The 26,157-nt window shown below is 49.3% G+C and carries 25 protein-coding genes; 14 read left to right on the top strand and 11 right to left on the bottom strand.

The features are described from left to right. The first annotated feature begins 277 nt into the window (after nucleotides 1-277). The 3 genes from EKK48_18310 (at nucleotide 278) to EKK48_18300 (ending at nucleotide 3,865) form a co-directional block, all read left to right on the top strand. Nucleotides 278-685 (top strand): septal ring lytic transglycosylase RlpA family protein, encoded by a 408-nt coding sequence (locus EKK48_18310; protein RTL39915.1) that lies wholly within the window; start codon nucleotides 278-280, stop codon nucleotides 683-685. Between the two features lie 219 nt (nucleotides 686-904). Then, entirely contained in the window at nucleotides 905-2,383 is a 1,479-nt protein-coding gene (locus EKK48_18305) for a glutamate--tRNA ligase (protein RTL39821.1), read from the top strand. Between the two features lie 75 nt (nucleotides 2,384-2,458). Beyond that, nucleotides 2,459-3,865 (top strand): cysteine--tRNA ligase, encoded by a 1,407-nt coding sequence (locus tag EKK48_18300; protein ID RTL39820.1) that lies wholly within the window; start codon nucleotides 2,459-2,461, stop codon nucleotides 3,863-3,865. Between the two features lie 924 nt (nucleotides 3,866-4,789). Here EKK48_18300 and EKK48_18295 read toward each other — a convergent pair. Both EKK48_18295 and EKK48_18290 read right to left on the bottom strand, forming a co-directional pair. Next, a complete protein-coding gene (locus EKK48_18295) occupies nucleotides 4,790-5,017 on the bottom strand; it encodes a hypothetical protein (GenBank protein RTL39914.1) in 228 nt (75 codons plus the stop codon). A 150-nt stretch (nucleotides 5,018-5,167) separates the two neighbouring features. Further along, nucleotides 5,168-5,647 (bottom strand): hypothetical protein, encoded by a 480-nt coding sequence (locus EKK48_18290; protein ID RTL39819.1) that lies wholly within the window; start codon nucleotides 5,645-5,647, stop codon nucleotides 5,168-5,170. Nucleotides 5,648-5,726: 79 nt separating this feature from the next. On the opposite strand from EKK48_18290, the gene EKK48_18285 reads away from it, so the two are divergent. Further along, nucleotides 5,727-6,890 carry a two pore domain potassium channel family protein gene (locus EKK48_18285; GenBank protein RTL39818.1) on the top strand — a complete coding sequence of 388 codons (1,164 nt, stop codon included), beginning with the start codon at nucleotides 5,727-5,729 and terminating at the stop codon, nucleotides 6,888-6,890. 79 nt (nucleotides 6,891-6,969) lie between these two features. Here EKK48_18285 and EKK48_18280 read toward each other — a convergent pair whose 3' ends face one another. The 7 genes from EKK48_18280 to EKK48_18250 all read right to left on the bottom strand — a co-directional run bounded on the left by EKK48_18280 (nucleotide 6,970) and on the right by EKK48_18250 (nucleotide 14,611). Further along, the gene (locus EKK48_18280; GenBank protein RTL39817.1) at nucleotides 6,970-8,082 is read right to left on the bottom strand and encodes a hypothetical protein; all 1,113 of its coding nucleotides are present in this window, start codon (nucleotides 8,080-8,082) and stop codon (nucleotides 6,970-6,972) included. Between the two features lie 13 nt (nucleotides 8,083-8,095). After that, complete coding sequence (locus EKK48_18275; protein ID RTL39816.1) at nucleotides 8,096-9,736, bottom strand: FAD-dependent oxidoreductase; 1,641 nt, start codon at nucleotides 9,734-9,736, stop codon at nucleotides 8,096-8,098. Continuing rightward, nucleotides 9,720-11,228, bottom strand: a complete 1,509-nt coding sequence (locus EKK48_18270) for a polyamine aminopropyltransferase (protein ID RTL39815.1) — start codon at nucleotides 11,226-11,228, stop codon at nucleotides 9,720-9,722. Before EKK48_18270 ends, EKK48_18275 begins: the two co-directional genes overlap by 17 nt. Before the next feature lie 6 nt (nucleotides 11,229-11,234). Continuing rightward, nucleotides 11,235-11,453, bottom strand: a complete 219-nt coding sequence (locus tag EKK48_18265; protein ID RTL39814.1) for a DUF350 domain-containing protein — start codon at nucleotides 11,451-11,453, stop codon at nucleotides 11,235-11,237. A gap of 163 nt (nucleotides 11,454-11,616) precedes the next feature. Next, a complete protein-coding gene (locus EKK48_18260; protein RTL39813.1) occupies nucleotides 11,617-13,011 on the bottom strand; it encodes a DUF4178 domain-containing protein in 1,395 nt (464 codons plus the stop codon). Further along, entirely contained in the window at nucleotides 13,001-13,630 is a 630-nt protein-coding gene (locus tag EKK48_18255; GenBank protein RTL39812.1) for a DUF4178 domain-containing protein, read from the bottom strand. Before EKK48_18255 ends, EKK48_18260 begins: the two co-directional genes overlap by 11 nt. Then, nucleotides 13,631-14,611 (bottom strand): hypothetical protein, encoded by a 981-nt coding sequence (locus EKK48_18250; protein ID RTL39811.1) that lies wholly within the window; start codon nucleotides 14,609-14,611, stop codon nucleotides 13,631-13,633. Between the two features lie 236 nt (nucleotides 14,612-14,847). On the opposite strand from EKK48_18250, the gene speD reads away from it, so the two are divergent. From speD to EKK48_18215, 7 genes are all read left to right on the top strand, one after another. Continuing rightward, nucleotides 14,848-15,243: an adenosylmethionine decarboxylase gene (gene speD / locus EKK48_18245; GenBank protein ID RTL39810.1), complete on the top strand. Its 396-nt coding sequence runs from the start codon at nucleotides 14,848-14,850 to the stop codon at nucleotides 15,241-15,243. 121 nt (nucleotides 15,244-15,364) lie between these two features. Next, nucleotides 15,365-15,793 carry a hydroxyphenylacetyl-CoA thioesterase PaaI gene (paaI, locus tag EKK48_18240; protein ID RTL39809.1) on the top strand — a complete coding sequence of 143 codons (429 nt, stop codon included), beginning with the start codon at nucleotides 15,365-15,367 and terminating at the stop codon, nucleotides 15,791-15,793. Between the two features lie 161 nt (nucleotides 15,794-15,954). Further along, nucleotides 15,955-16,737, top strand: coding sequence for a 1,4-dihydroxy-6-naphthoate synthase (locus EKK48_18235; GenBank protein ID RTL39808.1), 783 nt, complete (start codon nucleotides 15,955-15,957; stop codon nucleotides 16,735-16,737). Next, a complete protein-coding gene (gene mqnB, locus EKK48_18230) occupies nucleotides 16,734-17,444 on the top strand; it encodes a futalosine hydrolase (protein RTL39807.1) in 711 nt (236 codons plus the stop codon). The genes EKK48_18235 and mqnB overlap by 4 nt, the downstream gene beginning before the upstream one ends. Nucleotides 17,445-17,571: 127 nt before the next feature. Then, on the top strand, nucleotides 17,572-19,077 hold the full coding sequence (locus tag EKK48_18225) for a tetratricopeptide repeat protein (GenBank protein ID RTL39806.1): 1,506 nt from the start codon (nucleotides 17,572-17,574) through the stop codon (nucleotides 19,075-19,077). A 46-nt stretch (nucleotides 19,078-19,123) separates the two neighbouring features. Beyond that, on the top strand, nucleotides 19,124-20,125 hold the full coding sequence (locus EKK48_18220) for a class I SAM-dependent methyltransferase (GenBank protein ID RTL39805.1): 1,002 nt from the start codon (nucleotides 19,124-19,126) through the stop codon (nucleotides 20,123-20,125). Next, a complete protein-coding gene (locus EKK48_18215) occupies nucleotides 20,125-21,243 on the top strand; it encodes a class I SAM-dependent methyltransferase (protein ID RTL39804.1) in 1,119 nt (372 codons plus the stop codon). The genes EKK48_18220 and EKK48_18215 overlap by 1 nt, the downstream gene beginning before the upstream one ends. 27 nt (nucleotides 21,244-21,270) lie before the next feature. On the opposite strand, the gene EKK48_18210 is transcribed toward EKK48_18215, so the two are convergent. Continuing rightward, on the bottom strand, nucleotides 21,271-21,783 hold the full coding sequence (locus EKK48_18210; GenBank protein RTL39803.1) for a tetratricopeptide repeat protein: 513 nt from the start codon (nucleotides 21,781-21,783) through the stop codon (nucleotides 21,271-21,273). 182 nt (nucleotides 21,784-21,965) lie between these two features. On the opposite strand from EKK48_18210, the gene EKK48_18205 reads away from it, so the two are divergent. Next, nucleotides 21,966-22,577, top strand: a complete 612-nt coding sequence (locus EKK48_18205) for a hypothetical protein (GenBank protein ID RTL39802.1) — start codon at nucleotides 21,966-21,968, stop codon at nucleotides 22,575-22,577. A gap of 88 nt (nucleotides 22,578-22,665) precedes the next feature. Here EKK48_18205 and EKK48_18200 read toward each other — a convergent pair whose 3' ends face one another. Next, nucleotides 22,666-23,133: a hypothetical protein gene (locus EKK48_18200; GenBank protein ID RTL39801.1), complete on the bottom strand. Its 468-nt coding sequence runs from the start codon at nucleotides 23,131-23,133 to the stop codon at nucleotides 22,666-22,668. Between the two features lie 124 nt (nucleotides 23,134-23,257). Between EKK48_18200 and EKK48_18195 the strand changes: the two genes are divergently transcribed. Further along, on the top strand, nucleotides 23,258-23,719 hold the full coding sequence (locus tag EKK48_18195; protein ID RTL39800.1) for a nuclear transport factor 2 family protein: 462 nt from the start codon (nucleotides 23,258-23,260) through the stop codon (nucleotides 23,717-23,719). 38 nt (nucleotides 23,720-23,757) lie between these two features. Continuing rightward, nucleotides 23,758-26,103, top strand: a complete 2,346-nt coding sequence (locus EKK48_18190) for a hypothetical protein (protein RTL39799.1) — start codon at nucleotides 23,758-23,760, stop codon at nucleotides 26,101-26,103. Nucleotides 26,104-26,157 lie beyond the last annotated feature (54 nt).

The raw sequence follows: 26,157 nt of genomic DNA, 5'->3' as shown, positions 1-26,157 counted from the left end.
TCACGTCGCTGAAGAAAAGGCAGAGGACCTGGCCGACAAAATCAAAGACTTGATGAATGAAGACAAATTCGACGCCAGCAAACTGTTGCCAGCCAAAGATGGCGATATGGCAGTGGTCAAGCTGGACGGAACAACCGTTCTGAAGTTCGATGTTTCAGACACGGTGGACGGCAACAAGTCCGGTTCGCCCCTCGAGCAAAGTCTGAAATTAGTCAATGGAATCCGCGTTGCGATGGGCGTTCCGGCAGTTCCAGCTTCGTTTCTGAAGACTGGCGAAATGCCTGCGGTTGCTGTCACCCCGACTGCGCCAACCGCTCCAACCCAATCGACCGGCAAAATTGAAGCTTTATCGGCTTTCGCCAAAGCAATCGGCAGCAAATTCAGTGGACACGCCTCATGGTATGGCGGCAAGTTCCACGGTCGCAGAACTTCCGACGGCAGCACTTTTGATCAGGATGCCCTGACTGCTGCTCATAGAAGCTTGCCATTCGGCACTAAGCTACTCGTTATGAACCGCAAGACTGGTGACACATGCGTTGTTTCGGTCAACGACCGGGGACCATTCGTGAACGACAGAGTGATCGACTTGTCCAAAGGCGCCGCCAAGCGATTGAACATGCTCAGCTCGGGCGTTGCAGTTGTTGACTGCCTGGTTCTACGTCCAGACGGAACACCGCAACTCTAGGTTTACCGACAATGGACCGCACGCGTCCCGCGTGCACCGGACATAGAGCGCACGCGTCTCGCGTGCAACTCATCGCTGCCAACAGTGTGACGAACCGTAAGAGTATGGGCTGGTTCCGGCTCAGCGGACCATCTCTTCTGTTAGAATTCAATCACTTTAGACTGCGGACAAGTGGCATGTGCTGCTTGGTTTTGTAACTTCAATCAAAGGTACTGAAAAGTGTCTACCCATGTTCGAGTCAGAATTGCTCCAAGCCCAACTGGCACGCTCCACCTGGGCACGGCGCGGACTGCACTTTACAATTATCTTTTTGCACGTCGTCACAGCGGCGCTTTTGTGTTGCGATTAGAAGACACTGACGAAGTGCGTTCAAAAGAGGAACACACCGAAGACATCATCGCCGGCTTGAAGTGGTTGGGCATCCATTGGGACGAAGGTCCGGATATCGGTGGTCCTTTCCCTCCATATCGCCAAACTCAAAAAATCGATCACTACGAAAATATTGCTAACTCGCTGATTGCTAAAGGCGCAGCCTATCTCGCCTATGAAACTCCAGAGGAGTTGGAAGCTCTGCGCGAAACTCAGAAGAGCAACAATCAAGCTCATCGCTACGACAACAGCGGTCGCCATCTCAGCGATCATGATTTGAAGCGCTACGAAGACGAGGGGCGCATCCCGATGATTCGCTTCAAAATCGAAGAACCGCGGGTAGTATCATGGCACGACGCTATCAAAGGCGAGATCTCGGTTGACACGGCAGATCTCGGCGGCGACATGGTGATCGTCAAGTCTAACGGTACGGCGACGTACAACTTCGCTGTCGTTGTCGACGACATCGACATGAAAATGACGCACGTCATCCGGGGCGAAGATCACATCCACAACACAGCCAAGCAAATCCTGCTATACGAAGCGCTTGGGCATGAGCACCCAGTATTCGCTCATGCTGCTCTGATTCAAGATACCGAGCACCGCAAGCTCTCAAAGCGCTTGCACGGTGAATCAGTGCACATAGACAACTATCGCCAACTCGGTTACATGCCGGAGGCGCTCGTCAACTATCTAGCCCAAATGAGCTGGACACCCCAGATCGAAAACGGCGAAGCCAAAGAGATCTTCACACTGGAAGAAGCGAGCAAATTGTTCGATCTCGATCGGGTCAGCAAGAGCGCAGCGGTCTTCGACATTCACCGCCTGAACTGGTTTAACGGCCACTACATTCGCAGTTTGCCAATCGAAACAGTTACAGAACGAGCTGTTCCGTTTCTGCAAAAGCATTTCAATACAGGCGAATACAGTCAGCAAGAACTGGAGAGGTTGGTTGACTCGGTCAGATCAGGACTATCTGTTCTCAACGAAATCTACGATGCCGCACGTTTTTACTTCGGCGAAACTTGCGCCATTCCAGATGCGCTCAGAACAGAGAATCTATGCACCGAAAACGCCAAAAAGATTCTCTCCAAAGTTCTGGCTGAGCTGAAAGATGTTCCGTTTAGCGACGGTCCGGCCTGCAAAAAATTTGTCGACAAGGTAGGCAAAGAGCTTTCCATCAAAGGCAAAGAGCTTTACTGGCCGTTGCGTGTCGCTTTATCTGGCTCGACGCACGGGCCAGACCTGGGTGCCATGATTGCAATACTTGGCGAAAAGCGTGTAAAAGCTCGGCTGGAGTCGGCTTTGAATCTGTGTAGTCAGGTTTGATGCAACATCTGTAACTCTGACTGGCACTGCCGTGCATAGATATTCCCATGCATAAATATTCCAAGGACTAGTTTTATGGCGCTTCAAGTCTTCAACACGCTTTCAAATAAAAAAGAAGAGTTTGTTCCTCTCGATGGAAAGAACGTGCGCATGTACGCGTGCGGACCGACGGTGTACGATTCGAGCCACCTGGGACACGCTCGTATGGCGATTGTCTGGGATGTAATTCAGCGATATTTGCGTTTCCTCGGATACAAAGTCACTTTTGTGCGCAACATCACAGATGTAGACGATAAGATCATCAATCGCGCCAAAGAGGTTGGAGTCAGTCCAGACCAGCTATCACGCCAGTACACATTCGAGTTCTGGCGTGACATGTATGCACTGAATGTAATGCCGCCTGATTTCGAACCCAAGGCGACGGAATTCATTCAGCCGATGATTCAATTCGTCAAAGAACTGATCGATTCAGGTCATGCATACGAGGCAAACGGTGATGTCTATTTCGACGTGGCTTCGTTCAAGAACTATGGAAAACTAAGCAAGCAAAATTTGGAGCAGCTTCAAAGTGGTGCGCGCGAACAGGTGCGCAATCAGGATGAACTTGCCACGATCAAGAAGAATCCAGTCGACTTTGCGTTGTGGAAAAGTGCTAATCAATCCGAACTGGGCTGGCCGAGCCCCTGGGGATATGGTCGTCCGGGCTGGCACCTCGAGTGCTCTACGATGATACGCAACGTGCTTGGCGAAACCATCGACATTCATGGCGGCGGCGAAGACCTGGTCTTTCCTCATCACGAAAACGAAATTGCGCAATCAGAATCTTTGTTCGACAAAAGTCTTGCAAAATACTGGATGCACAACAGTTTCGTGCAGGTCAGCGCGGAAAAAATGTCGAAATCGCTCGGCAATTACAAAACAATCAAAGACCTTTTGCAGAACTATTCCGCCGACACTCTGCGCTTGCTGGTCTTGCAGACGCATTATCGCAATCCAATCGATTTCACGGCTGATAGTTTAGCTGCGGCTAAATCAGCTGTGCTGCGACTGGTTCGTGCAGCAGCTTTGCACAGCGACGTCGATCAAAACGGCGACGTGCCAAGCAAGGTTCAGGCAGCAATCGCTGATGCTGAAAAGCAATTTTCAGAAGCAATGGATAACGACTTCAACACGGCCGTAGCCATAACCGTTCTTTTTAGTCTGGCTGACAAAGTTTTCCAGACCAAGGATGCAACCGAGCAGAAAGCTTACGCTGGGGCGCTTGTTAAACTGGCAAAAGTTCTGGGCTTCACGCTGGCTGACACCCGCAACGAAATTGAGCCGGAAACCGCTAAAGGCGTTATGGAGCTTGTTCTTCAGCTTCGCAAGAACGCCCGAGAGAATAAAGACTATGCGACCTCGGACCTGATCCGCAAAGAACTCGCCGAGCTCGGTATTAATGTTATGGATGCTCCCGGTGGCGCGACCTGGGAAAGAACCTAGCGACCTGGGAAAGAGCCTAGCGACCTGGGATACCACTGCCGCCATGGAGTCTGGGAAGCACTTGCAACCGGACAGGGCTAGCCAGTCCTGACTGAAATCCACTCAGATTAGAGGAAGTTTTGGGTTTTTCTTCGTAGATCTCCCACTATTTTTGGTTTGACTTCGTGTTTTTGCGATTTTAATACGTGCCGCTAAGGAGTATCGTGTAATAGTCGAGAACCAAAAAGTTTAAGACATCCCTGCTTCAGCGTAATAATCAACAACCGACTGACACCATCAGTTCGCAAGAACCCTATTGGTCGTCAGCCAAGGAAGGAGCTTTCCATGAGCGAGCGTGAAGTTTACCGAATTGCCCAGGACATGCGGTCAGGCAATGCGCAAGACGCGGCAAACGTGATTCGATATGAGCTTCAAGCGAATCCGCAGCAGGTGCTACAAGAACTGCGAATGGCAAACAGCATGGCCGGCCCTAATGCTCGCCTGCACCTGACGCAGAGACCAGACGGCGACATTGCTATGGTCGACAACTATGGCAGATCGGTGGCAAACCTTGGCCGACTGCAGCAGATGCAATACAACAATTACAACAATTACAATAATTACAACAACTACGACAGCCGCTACTATCAAAATGGCGCCAACGGCTATCCTCAAGACATGTCGTACCTGAACAACGGATACGGCAATCAAAATTATGGACAAGTCGGAAGACTAGCTAATGACCTGGCTCGAGGCGATACGCGCGATGCAGCCATAACCGCACAGAACATCCTCCGCACTTATGACGATCCCAATCGCGCTCTCAACGAAGCAAACAGATTAGCCGATCAACGTGCTTATCAAATGGGTTACCGTTCCGCCATGGAACACATTTCGCAGACAGGACGTGGCGACCTGGCTGTAGTTGATCAGTACGGACGCCAACTAGCTCGTATCGACAACTGCAACAACAACTACGACCGCTACAGCCAGTATCCAAATAACGGTAGCTACTATTCGAGCAACGGCAGCTACTACGACAACTACAACAACAACAGCCGCTATAACGGAAGCTATTACAACGGCAATTACAATAGCAGTTATTACAACGGCAACAACTACAACAACCGCTATTACAGCAGCGGCGGCTACAGCGATTACTGCCCACCGCAGCGCTATTATGGAAATAACATGAATGGCGGACAAGTCGCCGCGGCAATAGGCTTAAGCATTATTGGTGGATTGGTCATGTCAAACATAGGCAGACACAATAACTACAACAACTACAATAACTACCATCATCGTGGTCGCTGGTAATTGGCATTAGTTGTGGCTTGCCGATAGCAGTTTCTGTACCTTTTCGATATTTGCTGCATTGGCAGGCATTCTGCCAAAATCACCGCGATAGGTCGAGTAAGCGTTCTCTGTAGTGCTGGATTTCCAGTTCGGCTCCTGCAAGAAAAGAATCCAGCTTGACTCCTTTTTCGGCATGACTGCATCTGAGAATTTCCAATTCTTGTCAGCCAAGCAAGCAGAACCGTCGTGAAATGCATAGGCGACATTGATGTGCTTATCGCGTGGGCGCTTTCCCTTCAAGACTTTTTCAACCACATAATGCCCCATTACGCCGTCAAAATATGTGACTGGTTCGAGGAAAGGCTTGTAATCGACATATTGCGCGATCACAACAACGTTGCTCCGCGCCGCTTCCTCCAGGGTCGGTGCCTCCATCGGTTTGGAAAGAGCTGGTTGCACTGCGGCGCAGATAGTGACAAAAGCAGTAGATAACTTGCGAACGTTCATGAGGGTCTTCATTCTCCGTTTAATGTCAAACTTACTTGTAGCAAAGGATTTTTAGGCGCGTTAAGGGCTAAACAAGCAAATGATGCGCAGTGCCGACTTTTGTCGTATATTAAACCACTTGAGTTTAAGCGACAGCCAATCTTCTTACATGCTGGAATCAATTCTAGGAATTACACTAGTCACCCTCGTGCTCTTCGATGTCTTTCAGACCATCGTTGTACCGAGAGTAAGCCCGCGCACTTTTCGAATCGCACCAATCCTGCTCGGCGATGTACTCTGGCCGCCATTTAGACGATTGATGCGATGGAAACCAATGGCACCCTACAGCAGAGAATTGCTGGACTCATTCGCGCCGGTCGTTTTCGTCGCACTCATGCTGGTGTGGCTACTTCTGCTCACATTGGGATTCGCTCTGACTATCTACAGCCTGCGCTTAAACGTTACTCCAATGATCAATTCATTTTGGGAAGCATATTACTTCGCCGGCACTTCAGTGCTCACACTTGGCTTTGGTGATGTTGTCGCGCTGGGAGTTAAAGCCCGCTTTGTCGTACTCTCTGCAGCCACTTGCGGACTCCTGTTCATGGCGCTGGCCGTGTCCTATCTATTCTCTCTGCAATCACTCGTGCAACAGCGAGAACAGCTGGTCAACACAGTTATAAGCAGAGCGGGCGCACCAGCATCAGGGCTTGTGATTATGCTTCGCTACAAAGAGCTGAACATTCTCCCTGTACTCTATACCAATTTTTTGCAATGGGAAGGCTGGATAGCGGGCATTCTGGAGAGTCATCGGGCTTACCCGATGCTGCTTTATTTTCGCTCGTCCAACAATACCGACTCGTGGCTTAGCGTGGTTGGCGCAATGCTCGACGCATCCTCCTTGATCGTAACTACGATCAAAGATGTTTCGCATGGAGAAGCCGAGCTGTTTTACTGGCTTGCATGCAGCACGGTGAAAGCAATCTGCAGTTACTTTCGACTTTCTGTTGTGAATGACGAAACGCTGACGTTTGAGCAATTCAAGGCCGGAATCGAGCTTTTGAAAGATGCAGGATACACGGTGGCGGATCCGGAATTTGCGTGGAAGCTTTTCAAAGTGCGTCGCACGGGTTATTTACCTTACATACGCGCGCTGTCCGAACACTTCCTGCTACCTAGACAAACCTGGCTGCACGAGCTTGCCATCAGCCAGATATCGGTGAAAGATAGCGTCGAGGACTCCGTGTTTCAGCCGCAGGTGTAGAAGATGCACCCGGGACGGGCGCGCTCCATGGACTTCGGAAGTTAGCGACTGAACACCCGGGACGGGCGCGCTCCATGCGTCAGGCGGACCAATTGCCGGATCGGTCCTTGACTCGCCAGATAAAGCCATCCAGGAGATAGTGTGTCGACTGTGGAAGCGCAAGAAATGGAATCAAAAGCGCCAGGACCGCCCCATCATTAATCACAGGCAATACCGCAAATGGTGCAAAGACACTCAAGTGCTCGCGCCAGACAAGTCCGTCCCATAGCCCTTCTTCGAGGTAGGCGAGCAGTACCAGAAAAGCAAAGAAAATCAGAGCGTTTGAGATGAGAAGTTTTCCCCACTCTCGCTTCTGAAAAAGCTTTTGGGTGCTTTCAGCAGCATCTTTGTGATGATACAGCCATATAAGCGCCATGTATGGAACACCGTGACTGACTACATTTGTAATCGTAAACGCCATATCAGAGTTGAATGTGATGATTCCTGTCCACCAACTGATAGCAGTACCAGCAATCAACAGGTTTCTGGGAATATTGAAAAATCTGTTCTTGATTCCAAAGAAAATTTCTTTGACGACGTACAGAACAGCTACCAAAACATAGACACCAAGCCCGACTTGCCCAACAATCTCGGGAACGTTTTCGACAAAATCACCGGCAACAAACCAGGAAATGTTTCGCGGCATATTCGTATGCCAATAAAGCATTGGATAAATCGTGGCCATATAAATTGCAGCACAATCAAGCCATCTGTATTTCTTCACTTGATCAGAGTCTTTGCGGGAATAAAGCACCGCAAATCCGAATTGCTGGCGTATGAAGTGAAACACTGCCAGATACGCAAGCGCTCGCCAGAAAAATAATGCATCCATAGAATAAAGCAAGCTACCACCAATCCAGGCGATAGCAGGCAATGCCAGAAGAAGCCCCCTGTTTCGCTCGAAAGATTGCGGATCGAAATAAGTGCGGAACAGCGTTGCATAAACATGAGCAACGTCGATCAATAGAACAAACCCAACCCAGACCCAGAGAGGCACATTCTGAGTTTCAGGAATTTGATTGCGCAGAAGCAAAACAATCCCAGATGAGAGAAAGGCAGGCGCGATGATCCAGAGACAATCCCAGCGAGCCGAAGACAACCACGCCTGTGTGGCGTTGCTGGTCGGCGCAGAGATTGCCTGGCTGGTCTGCATCACGAGTCCCTTTTTAACCGTTCTTGAACCCGGAGAGCACGGTCTTAGCCGCCTCTACTCCATGATATTGAGCTTCTTCAAAATTGGACATACCGCTCATATCTGAATGGGCAAAAATAATACTCCCGCCCCCGGCGCTCTCTTTCATCTGCCTGCGCACATTGCCCCAGATAAATCCGACTGATGGGCGAATCATCCCATGCCCCCACGGCCACAGGTCCATCGAAACAATTTCGTTGGCGATGGTCGGATGCATTTTCTGCAAATCTTTAACGATCAGTTCCGACCAGTGTTCGGGCGTCGAGCTGTACAGCGCCCGTCGCGCCTCCCGTGGCTCCTGGTCCGAAAGTGGATAGTAATAAGTAATAACGCACGATTTAGCTCTAGTCGTAATATCCTGATGATTAGCCATAACGTAACCAAGAGAGTCACTGTAATAGCTGACGTTATCCCAAGCAGGAGCGAGTCCGCGAGCATCAGGCAAACCCTTGAGAGTAATGTTTGCTACCATCCACGGTGCATAATTCAAGGCGTGCTGATGGGAAAATTTTTGACCGACGACAACTCTGTCCGCGACGAATCGTGGCGCGGCAAAAATAACATAATCCGATGAAACAGCACGAAACTCGCGACTCTTCGCATCCATAACAGTGGTTACGACTTTGCCTTCCACAGGCTCAACCCGAACAACCATTGCTCCAGTCTCGATTTGTTTCTTAAGCTTTCCCTTGAGCTTCTCAACCAGATAACCATTGCCCTGCGGCCAGGTTATCACCGCATTAGGCTCAGAATTAGCCGACACACCGCGCCTTCCCACAAAATAGTGCAGCCCCGCCCAGGCCGAAACATTCTTCAAAGTAGACCCATAGTCGTCACGGCAACAATAGTTGACGTACCACCGCAACGGCTTCGTATTGAACTTATTGTCGTCAAGCCACTCTTCCATGGAGATTCCATCGAGACGAAGGAATTTTTCATCTTGCGAACTCAAATCAAGCGGAATGGCGAAAGCCAATTTGCCATCACTACCGGTGGCACCGCGCAGGTCAATCACCGTTTTGAAAAAGCGCGCAATATCTTCATTCTCATCCGGCTGCAAGCCTCGCTTGGGCACGAGCCCGTCATGGAAGGAGCCATCTTTCCACAGTCGCTCCTGAGGCTCGTGACAGAGCATCAGCTCGTCATAGATTGCCAACCCGGCGTCGTTGTGCCCCTGAATTATATTCAGCTCTTCGAAAAATTCACGCACATAGACCGACTCAGGATTGCAAATCGGCACATAATGAGCGCCCCAGGGATACGAACCAAAGTCATTTTTTCCGCAGGATGAATTACCTCCGACATCGTGTTCGAGATCAAGCACAACAAAATCCGACAGCCCCTGCTTTTGCAACCACCACCCAGCTGAAAGCCCAGCCATGCCGCCTCCGACAATTGTCACTTTGCAGTGCGTTGATGGTGGTGATGTGGGAATCTTGAGCGAATCCATCGAGTCGCGTAACAAATGCCCCAGCTCTTTCGAGGGTCCGAGCATGCGACAGGGAAACTTAGGATCGGCATGAATCCAGTCAAAATAGCTTCTGCCGACGAAAGCCGCGATACCGCATCCGGCCAGCCCTTTGAGAAAGGTGGCCCGGCTAATGGGCATCGACATATTCGCTCCACTCAGACTCGAAAAGATGAACAAGAGATTGATTGTTCAATCGATTCACACTGCTCACAGTAGGCAGCATGTCTCGGGCAAAGCACAGCATTTGCGCAACAGTCGCATCCGAAACATATCTCAAGCCGGCCGGATAACGCTTCTCTTCAGCCGGCTTGAAAGGTTCGAGAGAAGCGATAACATAGCCCCAATCACCGAAAGAAGGCACATAAGCATGATACGGAGTCGTATGAAAACCGACAGATGCAAGGGTTTTATCGACGCACCAGAATGAATTCTTAGCATAGTAGGGCGAGGTGCTCTGAACAACAACCATCCCATCAGGCTTGAGCGCTCCCTTCAGAGCCTTGTAGAAAGTATCGCTATAGAGCTTCCCAAGCGAATAGTTACTCGGGTCTGGAAAATCGACAATCGCCAGGTCGAACTTCTGTTTTGTGGTTCTAAGCCAGACAAAAGCATCATTGATAATCACATTCACTTTTGGATTGTTCAAAGAGCCGCCATTCAAGCGGGTAAGCAACTCTTGCTCCTTGAAAAGATCGATCATGCGTTTATCCAGATCGACCAGCGTTATGGAACGAACAGAAGGATACTTCAACAACTCACGCACAGCCAATCCGTCGCCACCGCCCAGAACGAGAATATCCTGCGGATTGTTCATGCTTGCCATGGCTGGATGAACAAGCGCCTCGTGATATCTGTACTCATCGCGCGAGCTGAATTGCAAGTTCCCGTTCAGGAACAAGCGCAGATCTTTGGTATTACCTGTGATGACAATACGCTGGTAGGGAGTATTTGTAGAATAAATAACGGGATCCGGATAAGCCGATGCCTCAGCGATTCCAGTCAGCTTATCCGAGAAGGCGAAACCCGCAACAAGAGCGATGACCAGCAGAAAAGCAGTGGTTTGCAGCGACATTTTCCAGGGCAGTTGATCGCGAAAAATACGTATCGTCCAGATCGCAACACCCAGGTTGAACAAACCAAACAAGAAGGAAGTGCGTATCAGTCCCAAATAAGGAACCAGAATCAAGGGGAAGAGCAGGGACGCAAGCAGTGCGCCAATATAGTCAAACGTGAAGACCTGGGACACCAACTCTTTGAAGTCCAGACGCTCTTTTAGAATGCGCATCAACAGAGGAATTTCTAGCCCGATCAGAATGCCGATGATTGACACCAGGCTGTAAAGCAAAATCCTGAAATTATCAACATGCTCAAAGAGCAGAAACAAAATCGAGGCTGAAGATCCGCCAATCAGACCGATTAGCAGCTCCACCTGAACAAATGTAAGAGCAACGTTTTTCTCGATGTAACGGGATAAAAAGGAGCCAATCCCCATCGAAAACAGATAGACCCCGATCACGGTGGAGAATTGCGTAATCGAGTCACCAAGCAAGTAACTTGCAATCGTACCGGCAATGAGTTCGTAAACCAAACCGCACGTCGAAATGACGAACGCTGTAATTAAGAGCGCATAGGTCAAGCTGGATTACCCATGTATGGCGGCGGCAATGATAGTGCCGACGGCAATCATCATGGCAGCAAGACAAATTGCCAGCGGCAGGTTCTTTTCGACGACAATATCTTTCCACATGTCGCCCGGCGTCAGCCAATCAAAGACCTTTGTAGCGAAACAAAGAATCGCTATACCAAGACCGGAGTAAACAACTGCCGCCAGTATGTAATGAAAATTGAGAACTTGCTCCACGAATTTCCCCCTCTATTTGTGATAATGCCCGCCAGGGCCCAAAGGACGCGAGACGCCAACACCGAACGGATCGACGACTTTCCAACCAATCGACTGTGCGTAACAGAAAAGAATGCACATTACCGTGCCAAATACTATGTAAACGCGTGACATGCAAATCTCCTCAATCAGAAGTCGAAACGTAGGGGTTGAAATCACTATTAGACCAACGCGAAACCTCATCACGTCGCATCAACACCCAGCAATAGATCGGCGGCAGCGAAATCAAAAAGATAAACCACCAGTAGTTATGAAAAGACGGTACATCGCGCTTTACGGTAATTGAATACTGCTGCTGATTGAGGTTTTTGAAATCACCGCTCTCAGCATCGATATTCAAATAGTATTCGCCACCCGGCACACTAGAAATTTCCAGATCGTGAGTAGCGCTGCCCTCACTCCAGGCGCCATCACTATCGGTGCCAAAATAATATTCGGAAGTCATCTCAAAAGGATAACTGGCACCGGTATTGTTGTTGACCAGCTCACCGGAAACATAAAACCAGCTGTTGCTGACAGGTGCATACAAAGACAGAAGGACGTTGGAAGAATTTTTCTCGAGAGTAAACTTGGGAACTGTGACGTCATTGATCTTAGTGTTAGGAACAAAATTGCCGTTAAACTGAGTAGCAATCATGCTTTTAGATGTACTGCTAAAGAAGAATTGCGCGCAGGTAAGGACGGTTAAGAAGATGACCCAAAGCGGCCCCATCTGCTTCCAATCGACTGTATTTGAGGAGGGCTCGACAGCTCCAATGCCGCTGCCCATAAACAAATCCGATACGGGTTTCGTCAACTTAAACGCGTCATAAACTTCTTTTGTGTCAATGTGCGTGCCGAGACTCCAGATGTTCTCAGTGTCGTCAGATTCATTCGACAACATATATGGAGGGTCGATGTAATCGGCAGCTGCAACTGTGCTGCCTACCACCACTCGCCAGTAGAACTCGCCAATTACATAATCGACCCTGGACATTCCTCTGTTGAAGATTTTGTAGGTTCGATCCTGAAACTCAACCCGCGCAGGGTTCTTGGGATTCAGTGAAGTGACGATTGATTCGGGTTTACGCTTGATCATCTTGACCATGACCCAGTGGTTTTTGTCCTGAGTCAAAAATCGATAGCCATAGTACGGATTGAAAAGTAAGTATTCCATCCAGTAATAACCGCTAGCAACGTCAGAACGCACCATGAAGCCGATTACTTCCCAGGTCTTACCTTCCAGCTTTCCGCGAGAGTTGAGCGGAATAGTTGGTGTATAAAGTGATGTCTTGCTGAAGTACTTGCTGAGGATCTCATAGTTTTTGTCTGTGACATCAATAACAGAATGACAACTGGCACAAACCACAGACATAGTCGCACCGGGATACTTGATCGTCACAGGCGCACCGCATGCAGTGCACGAGAACGATTTAGCCAGCGGCTTAGAAGGAGGCGGCGGAGTCACCGGGTCCGGTGGAGTTGGAGAATCCACTGGCTTTTCGTCAGGTTTCTCAGGTTCACCTGGATTACCAACCATCGATATGCCTCAAATTTTTGAATTGGAACTTGTCGAATTCTTTATAGGCGCCGAGGAAAACGCGAGTTTCTGTCGCAGCATATTCTATCGTCGCCATTTCGTCCTCGAAGCCTGACAGATCAACGCTCGTGGAGGCGCGTCCTTGCGGGGCATTGAATGGCAATTCGCCTTCGCTATAAACACACTTGCAGTCGCGCATGTCATCCACTTCGTAGATGCCTTTCTTGCCGAAGTCAACGGTTTTGCCTACGAACAAACTGGCTTTGGTTGGCGGAGTAGTCTCGAAAAACGGATAACAGAACGCATAGAAGCCCTGGGCTTCCGCGAGCCAGGCGACTCTGCCGTCGCCCAGCATCGCGAACCATTCATTCCAATATCCGTCCTTATAGCCGACTTTTAAACGCCCGATCACCTCGAACTTATCTTCGCCGAAGGTTCCAGTCGTACCAATTTGAATCGGAGTCAGGTCGTCGATCAACTCAGATACGGTGCCTATCTTTTCAAGGTCCATATCGTGGCGCACTAGACTTGATTTGCAGAAGCTGCAAACCGCATAGAGAGACGCTTTTGATTTAAAATCGACGTTTGCCCCACAAGAAGGGCAACTCAATGTCAACATTTAGGTGATGCTCTTAAGCAGTTCTGCTTTTTTCTTGTCGAACTCTTCCTGCGTGAGAACGCCCTTGGCGACGAGCCCATGAAGCTTTTCAAGCTTAGCGTAAACGTCTTCTTCGCTTGAAGCTCCTCCCCCGCCCGGCATCGCCTGTGCAAAAGTCTGGCCAATCGCCGCTCCTGCACCCAAACCGACGCCCATCCCGGCGATTCCACCCGGGTTATTGGCAGCAGCAGAAATGCTATCAGCAGCCTGGAAGTTGGCATATTTCTTCAAATCGCCAACCAGATTCATCTGCGACTGCTTGTCGAGATACTGCTGCAATTCTTCCGGCAAGGTGACGCTCTGAACGAGGAAAGTATTCAGCTTCAAACCGTACTGCAGGAATGGCAAATCGAGTTCCGATTTCATAATTTCGGAGAACTTCAACTGATTGGCAGCCATATCGAGGAATGGCACGTCACCCTGACCAAGCTTGGTTGCCATGTGAGTGATGATCAATGAACGCAGCTGACCATCGAGTTCACCGGTCGTATATTCTTCTCGGGTGCCGCTTATTTTTTGATAGAACGTGGTCGGCTCTTCGATCTGATATGAGAACGTTCCGAAAGCTCTCAGGCGAATCACACCGAACTCTTTATCGCGAATCTGGATCGGTTGTGCAGTGCCCCAACGCTGATCGATTTGCTCACGTGTAGAGAAGAAATAGACTTCTGACTTGAACGGAGATTTGAATGCTTTATCCCAGTTCAAAAGTGTGGTCAAAATGGGGAGATTTTGGGTCGACAAGACGTAGCGACCAGGGCTGAAAACGTCGGCGACATTACCTTCATTGACGAACATCGCCATCTGCGAATCGCGAACGGTCAACTGCGCGCCGGTTTGGATTTCCTTGTCCAGAGTGGGAAAGCGGTGAGCCAGGACGCCGTCGGTATTCTCGGTCCACTCGATGACCTCAATGAACTGCTTTTTGAAAATGTCTAACATCGCACACTCCCGTCTAGATTGTAGGAACAGAAGGAACCTCTAAACTGAGAACTATGATAGACGCTTAGCTACCCCAGACCGGTTGAAAAGTACAAATTAGTTTAGGTTCGTGCAGCATTTTGGAAGAAATGAAAAGCATTTCCATCTACTACGGTCAGAAATCAGTATGCTGGTAAAACAATTTCTCGGTTATTTCTCAGTTGTAAGAGGAATTGTTTGTCCCTGGAGTGCAAAAGATGCAACTCAGTTCTAAACAGGAAGTCTCGAATTTACAGCAGCATGAATTTGCCGGTCGCCATATGCTGGCAAGTTATTTCAACTGCGACGAATCAACTATAAAGGATGCGCAGCGTTGTCTCGCAGCTTTGAGAAATGCCGCGGTCGCAGGCGGTGTAAACGTTGTCGCCGAAAACGTTCATCACTTTCCCAACGGTGCAGTAACGGCGATCTTGCTGCTCGCTGAAAGCCATGCCAGCATTCATACTTATCCGGAGCATCGCTCCTGTTTCATCGACTTTTTTACTTGCGGCGCTGGCGATCTTGAAGAATTCGACCGCGTTTTAAAATCCGAGCTGAAACCACAAACTTCGGAAGTTAAACTGGTCAACCGTGGAATTGAGAATAACAAGTAAGTAGACACCGATAACGGTGGCTCCAGGAAATAAGTGATAAGCAGAATAACTGCAAAAGTCCGAGCCTGGTAAAGACAAAAGGTCCAACAAAGAAATAGCTGTAGAGCAACAGGGAATCTCAATGAATAGCGTCAACGAATTGGAAGTTGCAAAACGCGTCGGCGAAACGATGATGTGCAACGACAAAGCCGCTCAAGCACTGGACATAGCACTGCTCGAAATCCGCCCCGGCTTTGCAAAAATGTCGATGAAAGTGCGTGCAGACATGCTTAACGGATTCGACATTTGTCATGGCGGCATGACTTACTCGCTCGCTGATACCGCCTTCGCTTATGCCTGCAACTCGAGAAATAAAAAGACAGTGGCAATGCAGTGCAGCATCCACTATGTAGCTGCATCTAAAGAAGGTGACGTTTTGACTGCGTTCGCTGAAGAGACTTCGCTTACCGGTCGCACAGGCGTCTACGACATCACAATCGTCAATCAACACGGCAAAACTGTTGCTCACTTTCGCGGCACGAGCTACGGCACAAGCAGCACAGTTTACTAATTTCTTTTCTCCACACATCTACTTCATCAATAGAAACCTGGGCAAGTCATTGCGAGCGGAGTTGCTATAATCACCGCTTGATCGGCTCAACCACGCTTACAAAGCGACTACTACGCCGTCGGCGTGACGGTGCGTCGGCAATTTTCCAGGGGAACTTCGCAATGCTGAAAATGGCTATCTCTCCATGTCCAAATGACGTGTTTATCTTCAGCGGCTTGATCCTGAACAAGGTGAACGCTAACGGAGCAGAATGGCACTTTGACTACTTCGATATAGAAACCCTGAATGAAAAGGCACTGAGTGGAGAATTTGATCTGCTCAAAATCAGCTACGCAAATTATCCACGCTGCAGCAGCAACTACAATTTGCTCCCCAGCGGCGGCGCACTCGGGCGCGGAGTCGGTCCCCTACTTCTCACCGGTGGCGATTCCTGGAACCCAGACAAAGAAGTTATGGTGCCGGGCTTGTATACCACTGCAAACTTTTTGCTCGACTTCTGGGCAAAGCGCAGATTAACGAAGAAATTCATCGCTTTCAATGTTCTCTACGACGCTTTGAGAGAGAAAAAAGAAGCACAGGGCGTAGTCATCCACGAAAAACGATTCACCTACGCAGCGGATGGGCTGACACTAATTCAAGATCTTGGTGCTTACTGGGAAGAGAAGACAGGATGCCCGATACCACTCGGTTGTGTAATCGCAAAAAAACATCTTGATGCCGTCGCCCTCAACGAAACCATCAAACAAAGCCTTACCTGGGCTTATCAAAATCGAGAAGAAGCACTGAAGCTCTGCAGCCAGTACGCGTCGGACATGTCGCCAGATGTAATCGAAGCTCACATCAAGCTTTATGTGAACGAATTTTCCCTGGAACTCGGTTCTGCCGGAGAGTCAGCCGTGAAATTCTTCCTCGATCAGGTCGAAACAAAGTCCGCAGCCAGATGAGCACCTTTTCCGAATTTTTCAGTAGCGAAAAACGCCTTCTTGTAGCAGTCGCTTCAGGCGGTGAATACAGGGCGATAATCGAAGCCTTGCAGCATAAAATCGACGACGCGGCAGGTGATTGGCGGGCGCAGCATTTTGAGTCCTTCTCACTGCTTCAAACAGGCGTCGGCAAAGCAAATGCAGCAGGTGCAGTCACACATGAGCTGATGTCCGGCAATGCGTCCCGACGTAACTACGCAGTCGTGCTTTCATTTGGAATTGCAGGAAGTCTGCAAAGTCACGTTGAGATTGGATCTTCCGTCTTCGGTTCAACGGTCGTGTTTGCCGATGAAGGTACTCCTTTCATAGCCGGTCAAGACTGGACTTCGCTCGAACAGTCGGGTTGGGCGCAAACTTCCTTTCATACAAGTGACTGTGACTGGAGCCAGCATCTGTCCGCCAACGCGGACCATGTCGGGACCATAGCAACCGTCTCGACAATATCAGGCACAGATGAAATTGCTGCTCAGTACAGACAAAGAACAGGAGCATTGGCCGAAGCGATGGAAGGCGCCGCCATTGCGCAAGTTTGCCAGCGTTTAGAAATTCCCTTTGCTGAACTTCGAGTGATCAGCAACCGATGCGGCAACAGAAACATAAACAAACTGGATATTCCCACATCATTTAAACGGCTCAAGCAAATCGTCTCAGAGTGGACTCTTTTATGATGCGGTAAATTGGCTCCGCCCCCACCCGCTCTCCCGCGAACCGGCCTTTATTAAGGCTTGCTGTAGTTTTGACAACTTGTCAAGTTTCCACATATGCTAGGAATATTCCTTTAGTACGAGCTTTACCATGAGCAAAATCGATCCAAATACACAACCGACGGCTAGCGCCGACGGCGAAATTACGCTGCCTTTCTCTGTTGGCACCTTGCTTGCCGTGGCACCACTGGTGGTGCTGGGAGTAATTATGCTATGCATCTACTTCAGCGGCGCTATTCAGATGCTTCTTGCTGAGCGAGAACTGAACGACTATGAGCACAAATCGCGAGCCCTGAAGTATCTAGACTGGGCTCTATCTGTCAATCCTTCACTGGCCCGGGCATATGGAAAGCGGGCTCAGTTGCGTCTCGAACTGGAGCAGGAGAAGGGTCCGAGAGCCGACTTTTCAGAGGCTCGCAGTGACATCGAACATGCACTAAAGTTCAACCCCGACGACTACGAGTTCACCTGGACAAACGTGCAAATAGACCATGCCTCACACAACTATCAAAAGGAAATTGCTGACTGCAGCAAAGCCATAGACCAATCTCCGTATCTGAGCTCGTATTACGCACAGCGCGCCGAAGCCTATTACATAGTCGGAGAGCTCTTATTCGAGCGCATGGACAGACTCACTCTAATCGAACAAGCATCACGATCCGGCCTTGATTACAGCAGTACTGCCAAGCAATCCGACGTAGATTTTGACGCTCGAGCGGAGCAATTTGTCCTGGTTGGAAGAACCGACGAAGCGATTCAAGACTATGAAGATGCGCTGAAGAAAGACCCGCTCGAGGGAGAACTCTACCTTAAACTGGCACGGCTCTACGAGAATTCAAATCGCCCCTCTCAGGCTATCGCAGTTTACAACAAGCTAATTGAAACAGCCGACAAGAATTCAGATGCCCCGCACTTCGATACTGACTCCGCACATTTCAGAAGGGCAAACCTACTTCTTAAGCTCGGCAACTTTGAAAAGGCGCTTGCCGACGCCGATGCTCTCGTAACTTACGACAACGAATGCCCGCATCGCAGGGCTTTCAGAGCCAAAATTTTAGACACGATTGGCAGACATGACGCCGCCGCTGCCGACAGAAAAATAGCGATGGACCGCGTCAATCGCGACATTAACCAACTTCCAAACAGTCAAGACGCCAATAGTAAAGCTGATGCCTATGACTTCCGCGCCAGCTATTATGAAACGGAAGAACAATGGTCGAAGGCACTTAGCGACTACATGATTGCAGTCTCCGTAAAGCCCGATGCAACTAGATATAACAACTGCGCCAAGATGTATACGAAGCTCGGCAAGTACGATCAGGCTATTGATTATTTTTCCAAGGCAATCGCCGCTCAGCCAGACAACGACGATCTGGAGTCCGCGTACAATGGACTGGCAGAAGTGCATCTGGAACAGCACAAGCCCGACCTGGCAGTCTTAAACACCACAAAGTGCATCGAGCTTGGCCTTAAAAACGCCGAAGCGAGCCACTTGAGAGCTAGAGCATATAGAGAGCTCGGCAAGATGAGAGACGCTCGGTGCGACGACGATAAAGCCAACGGGCTTGAGTTTTCCCCACTGCCGGACATAGGTTAAATCGGTTCTGCTAACATTACTAAGACTCAGCATCAGCGGATTAGTAATGAAGTCTGGAATACGAAAGGTCGACACCACTTGCAATAACTGCGGCTCGAATAAGCACGAGCTTGTTACCGTAGGGCGCGAGCATGAGTACGATAACACCACAGACGATACCTTCAATGTGGTTCGATGCACAGACTGTGGACTGGTTTACCTGAACCCAAGACCTGATGTAAGCGAGTTGGGCACAATCTATCCGCCCAACTACTACGCTTACGCAATTGAAGAAAATTACGACGATTCACAGAAACAAAATTTTTACTACAAATACAGATATTCAAAAATTCTGGCAGGGCTGGAATATGTCTTGAGCTTCTGCAAAGGAGACAAACTACGGGTGCTCGACATAGGATGCGCCGACGGTCACATCCTCAACTGGTTCCGCAAAGTCAGAACGCACGACGTAGAAACATTTGGTGTGGACCTGAACGAAGAGGCTGTCAGCAAGGCACGAGCACAGGGGCACACAGTTTATGCCGGAAGATTCGAAGACATAGATATTCCGGAAGGACATTTCGACTTCGTCTGGGCCAGTCACGTCATCGAGCACGTTCCAGACCCGAGAGCCTTCACTGAAAAAGTCTTTCGACTGTTAAAACCAGGCGGCATTTTCTGGTTCTGGACACCAAATATAGAGTCACTAGACGCCAGGATCTTTCGAAACAAACACTGGGGCGCTTACCACTTTCCACGGCACTGGGTCTTTTACGACCGGCGCTCCGTCGAAAAACTGGCGCAAATCACCGGCTTCGAACTGGTAAAAATAGTATACGAACCAAATGCTATCTTCTGGGTCTGGACTTTCCATTCAATGCTGAAAGAAAATCCATTGCTTTCCAAATATGCAGACACGCTTTTCCCGCCCATTGACTGGGCCAGAACAAACATGCCGAACCTGGTTCGCAATGCCTCCTTTGCCGGCTTAGATACTTTGATCAAGGCAACCACCGGTCAAACATCAAACATGGGCGTTGCTTTTCATAAACCAGACCGAGGTCGATAATGCTCGTCAAACAAGGTGTCTGGCACGAGACTTCTGCCGGAATTTACTACACGCACAACGAAACGGTCGTTTTCTATGATGACTGGGACCACTGGCATAATGGCTTTTGCAGACTGCTCGAAATACATGAAACCACCGCCAGAACCGTGATTGAAAGCTGCGTTGATGCTCATGGCGAAAAATTCAACACCTTGAACACGAGCGACAAAATCAACCTCATCAAAGAAGCGTTTCGCTTGAAATACCCCACCGAATACAACAAAACTCCGAACTTTTCTGTCAGCGGAATGGCATTTGACGGAACAATGGCAGACACTTTGTACGCCGAATCAATCAGCGGCAACGAATCTTACAACATTGTCGGAAACGCAGAGCTTCAGTTTGCCTGGCTCATTGACGCATCTACTCAAAAACAAGTGCTGGCAGATTCCGTCGAGTACGACAAATTATACTTTCAAGATCCCCCTGAGTCGCACCTGGGGATGCGCAATTATGTTGCCGATCAAGAATGGCGTCTGGAAAAAGCGCGCCGGCAGTTGCGTATCGTGCTCACCAAAAGCAATCTCAAACCACCCGTAAAGACAGCACTGGATGTGGGTTCAGCAGTCGGATATTTTAGAAAAGCACTGGACGAATCTGAAATAGAACATTATGGGCTCGAACAGTCCACTGATGCAGTCGAAATATGCGCCGAAAAGTTCGGTTTTTCCAGCTTGCTTGGTGAAATCGAAGATCTGCCGGCAATGGCTCCGGAACTGCTCGGCAAGATCGAATTGATAACACTGTGGGACGTCATCGAGCACCTTGATGATGGGCTGCTGACGCTCAATATTCTCAAACAATTTCTCACCGCCAATGGAGTGATTGCCATTCGCACACCGAATCTGGTGTCGCTTGAGTATGAAATTCTCGGCGATTACTATTACAGTTTTAAACTCGATCACATCAAATACTACTCGCCGCGCTCACTGGACGAACTAGCTCAACTGTGCGGTCTAAAACGCGTTTACCTCGAAACAACATCACACATATTCAAAGGACTTCTTGGCGTTGATTGCATGCATCAGTGCACGCTTAATAATACGGGTGCTGATATCATCGCCATCTATTCCAGGTAACGGAATTGCACGCAAAGTGCCGACGATTCAAGGTTTCAGACCGATGCATTCTTTGTCGATTTGACCGTACTCGGACGCATACTGCTGTATCGCTCGCCTGTATAGCGCCACAGACGCATCACCGGGTTTATCTGCGACGCAATGCAAAAGCATCGCCACGGCGAGATTGTGACGACCACTTTCATGCAAGGTCATTGCTTCGAAAATTTTCATACACTGGCTATTGGGAAATCTCTTGCTTCCCTCGATAAGCACTTCTGCCGATTTCGCAAAATATCCAAGCACCCTGTACGTGCTGCCGAGCCCAACATAAGCGCCTTCAAGATCTTCATTAGAGAGCCCGCCCAGCTTAAAAGCTTCCTGGTAATAAGGCAGCGCCTCCTTCTCCAGACCAAGTCCATCATGCACGCAAGCTGCACGATACTGATAAGTCGCGTTATCCGGATTATCTACGCACAACTGCACCAGAATGGGTCTAGCGCCCGCAAGATCTCCGGCAATAATCATCTGATTTGCTTTCTGCTCTTCTGCCGAGATCATGTTTCCTCCAGAAAACTAAAGACCTGAATCATACTTTTATGCAATCACCCGTTGCATAGCTACGTGGCGCCCGGGCCGGTAGGGTACTATAACAGCGTGCGCAGCTAGAATTCAACGCGCCTACTGTCAACCAGAGTTGTAACGGACACTCAGTTGTCAGGAAATTCTTCGAAAGGTGATCAATGAACGAGCAAACAGACGAACAAACCGCCGAAATCCAGCGAATTGTTCAACAAGCCGCAAAGTTGACGGGCAATGACACTGGTTCGGGTGCCGCCGCCAAAGCCTCAGGCGATCCCGAAGGTGCTCAGAAAAAGACCATCAAAGAAAAAGTTCAACACGAGCTGCGCGAAATTTTCGCGATTATCGTTTACCTGGGCTGCTGGCTATCAGTATTCGCAACGATGAGATGCCTTGTTTTGTTGCAGTACGGTCTAAACGAATTCAAAAATGCCTACCTGGTTGCCTGGATCACAGCACTCGCGCTCTCAAAAGTTATCGTTCTTGCGCAGGCGTTGCCGATTGTCAACAAATTCAGACAAAGACCTCTGTTCTGGGCTTGCGTGTACAAGGCGGTTCTCTTCACGATAATAACGATGGCCGCACACAGAATAGAAGACAAATTGGTGCATGCGAAAGAGGATCCCAATGCCGTCTTCCCACTGGCGGGAGTCGTGGCTAACTCATTATCGTTATTCTTTGTTTTCATAGTGCTCTTTGTCTACAGAGATTTGGACGCCAAGCTGGGCAAGGGCAGCTTGAAGAAGTTGTTCTTTAAAACATCAGACGAATAATCAGACGAATAGCTAGAAGCGCCAATAACGCAGGATTCGCAGCACCACCTACGGTGCCACGAATCCGACTTCCCCAAACCTGCTTAATTTATTGATTAGGATGACGACGCTCATAATCAAACTTCAAGGCGCCCGCAGCAAACACGCCGCTGTAAGCGGATATTGCAGCTGCAGTTTCACCTATACCGGCTGCTGCTAATGCCTCTGGTGCAGCAATCATCGCTCCAACCACCGCCGTTCCGACCACTGCCGTTCCCGCAACACCAGCCAAGACTGGACTATCACCGCAAATGTCATGCTTGAAGAAGTGACCATTTTTGTCCTTGTCGAGATCGCTCCAGGTCTTTTCAGCGGTGTGTGAAATAGCTGCCCCAGCTTTCTTGAAAGGATCTGTGAAATCAATATGCTGCACTTCCTGAGCGGCGTGTTTAACGTTGTTTGTCAGACTACCAAGGAGCGACTGAGCCTCTTGCTGGAGGTTATGGGTATGAGCGCCATGATGAGAGTCACCTTTAGTAATTTGGTTTTCAACGTGATCAGCGCCTTGCTTACTCATTTCTCAGTCCCTCGTTTCAGCTAACGAAGTCATTATGCGTTTCAATTTTGGCAAAATCTGGGCACAACAATACGAGCTTTTCTAAACACCGGAAGGCGCACTGGACCACCAGAGGAATGCCGAAATGAACCCACCCGTGCCTGCGTTCACCGAAGAATCCGCGGTACTTAAAGTGCGCCTGGCAGAGGACAACTGGAATTCACGTACACCGGAACGGGTCAGCAAAGGTTATTCGATCGACTCGAAATGGCGAAACCGTTCCGAATTCATCAATGGCAGAGACGAGATCATCGCTTTTCTTACCCGGAAATGGGCTGCGGAGCTGGACTATCGCCTGATTAAGGAATTATGGGCCTACACAGAAAACCGCATCGCCGTGCGCTTCGCTTATGAATGGCATAATGATGCAGGCAATTGGTTCCGCTCTTACGGCAACGAGAATTGGGAATTCGACAAAGAAGGACTGATGATCGCAAGGCACGCCAGCATCAATGATTTACCTATTCTCGAATCAGATCGCAAGTTTCACTGGACTCTGGGACGGCGCCCAGACGATCACCCGTCGCTTTCTCAGCTAGGTCTGTAGTTACCCAGGCGCATCACCAAATAATTCAGGGTGCCGATTTGAACGAACAAGATTCCACTATTGAATCATCGGTGTCCGAATCTATCAGGTCACTTGCAACATGGACCTGTCCAACCTGCAACCTGTCTGTGCCGGTGACAGCCACCATATGCCCACAGGACGGCACCCCCCAGGATGCCCAAAAGCAGCTGGAGGACGTCCTTTCATCGAACTACGAATTTTTGGGAACGATTGGCTCAGGCGGCATGAGCGTGATTTATAAAGCGAAGCAGCTTCTGCTGGACAAACCAGTCGCAATAAAAATGCTGCACTCTCATCTGTTGAGCGAACTTTCAATCATGCGGTTCCAACAAGAAGCAAAAGCCGCGAGCAGTTTGAAACATCCGAATGTTATCGCAGTGCACGACTTCGGTATTTCCAGACTTGGGCAGCCGTATATGGTGATGGATTTCATCGACGGCAAAACTCTTGCCGAGGTGATCAAAGAACGCGGCGCACTGCCTTTGCCTGAAGCCATGGACATTTTCATAGCAGTCTCGTCCGCACTTGAACACGCACATCAGCATAATTTGCTGCATCGCGACCTGAAACCAAGCAACATAATGCTGAGGTCCAAAGAAGATGGGTACGATGTCTTCCTCGTAGACTTCGGCATCGCCAAGGTTATTGACACCGAGGCTGGTGGCGTAGCCCAGCAACTGACCCAGTCTGGGGAAGTTATGGGTAGCCCGCTCTATATGAGCCCTGAGCAGTGCATGGGAAAGAGACTGGATCAAAGATCAGACATCTACTCACTTGGATGCATTTTATATGAGGCGGTGGCAGGAGTTCCGCCACATCGTGGCGACACGATGATCGAGACCATTTTTAAACACTTACATGAGGAAGCAGATCCACTTCATGTAGTCAGACCAGACATAAATTTCCCGGAAGCGTTCGAAGAGCTCGTCGCAAGCCTTTTGGCAACGCAGGCAAATGATCGCATCCAAACAATCTCAGAAGTGAAAGAACGACTTGAAGCGATTCAGGCTGGGTCACTGCAGCGAACACTGCCGACACCAAAGTCGGCTCAACAGAACAAATTCTCTGTCAGCAAATCCACCATTTTAGCTACGATCGGAGTCCTTCTCACAACTGCCGGGCTGATCGCATTGATCAAGGCAGAGAACACTCTCCAGGCAGCAGACAAACTCAAAACCGAAGCTGAAAGTGAAATTGCTAAAGCACCGCCCCGCAACGAGAGAAAGATGCAGCCCGTCGCGCCGATTGCAAAGCCGACCGCTGCAAACATAAAGGACGACCCAAGCTATGAAAATTTGAAAGGGTTGGGACCCGAATGTCACTCACTTAATTTGAGTGAGTCGAAAGTCACGGATGGAGCATTACTCGCGCTGACGTATTTGCCGAACCTCGAGCGACTTGATTTATCCCATACCAGCATCTCTGACAGCGCCATAGAACCGCTCAGGAAGCTAAATTCATTGTCAGCCCTGGTTCTGGAAGGAACGCATCTCAGCCCGGCTGCTATTGCAAAATTGAATACATTGCAAAACCTTCGTGAACTGAATCTGGATGATACCAGAACGGATGATGATGCCTTGACCGCGCTCAGCCAGCTCAAATCTCTCTCCACATTGATGGTTCGCAATGCAAACATCACCGACAGGGGATTAGGTCACTTAGGGAATTGCAAAAATCTGACTGCTTTGTCGCTAAGCGGAACCAGGGTGTCGAATGAAGGACTGAATTCTATATCCAAATTGAGACTTTACCGCCTGGATCTCTGGGACACAAATGCTACTGCCGGTGGTATCAGAGCCCTCAAGGACTGTAAATCAATCACGGAGCTGCGCATCAGTCGAATGAAATTATCGAACGATGACTTGCAAGCACTGGCAGGTTTCAAGAATCTTCAAGTAATTGAGCTTTATCACATTCCAAATTTGAAAAACGATGACTTGAATTACCTCACAGGCATCAAGTCGCTGACCAGGCTTTATTTGGAAGACTGTCCGCTCATCGGCGATGGGGCGGCACCTTACATCGCAAAAATGCCCCAGCTTACAGGTCTGTGCCTCAATAAAACTGACATAACCGATCAAACTCCGGCTCGCATCCAGAATCTTCAAAACCTCTCCAGCTTGTGGATTGAATCGACAAACATTGGAGACGCAGGCATGAAATATCTGAGCCGATTGAAGAATCTGCAAAGTCTGTATATGAGCGGCACACTCGTAAGCGACCGAGGCATAGAATATCTGGCTGCCTTACCCGGGCTGAAGACAGTTGATGCCAGCCATTGCTACAACATCTCGCTGCACGGAATACGCAGTTATTACAAAAGCCATCCAGGCGGAACTTTTGAAACGCACTACAGCGACTGATCACTCAGATCGCCAGTAAATTTAGCAAGCGGCGATTCACTAGCGGCAAAAGCC

This window comes from Candidatus Melainabacteria bacterium, assembly GCA_003963305.1.
GTDB lineage: Bacteria > Cyanobacteriota > Vampirovibrionia > Obscuribacterales > Obscuribacteraceae > PALSA-1081.
Note: the sequence above shows the minus strand (reverse complement) of the source record. Positions and strands in the feature narration are given on the sequence as shown.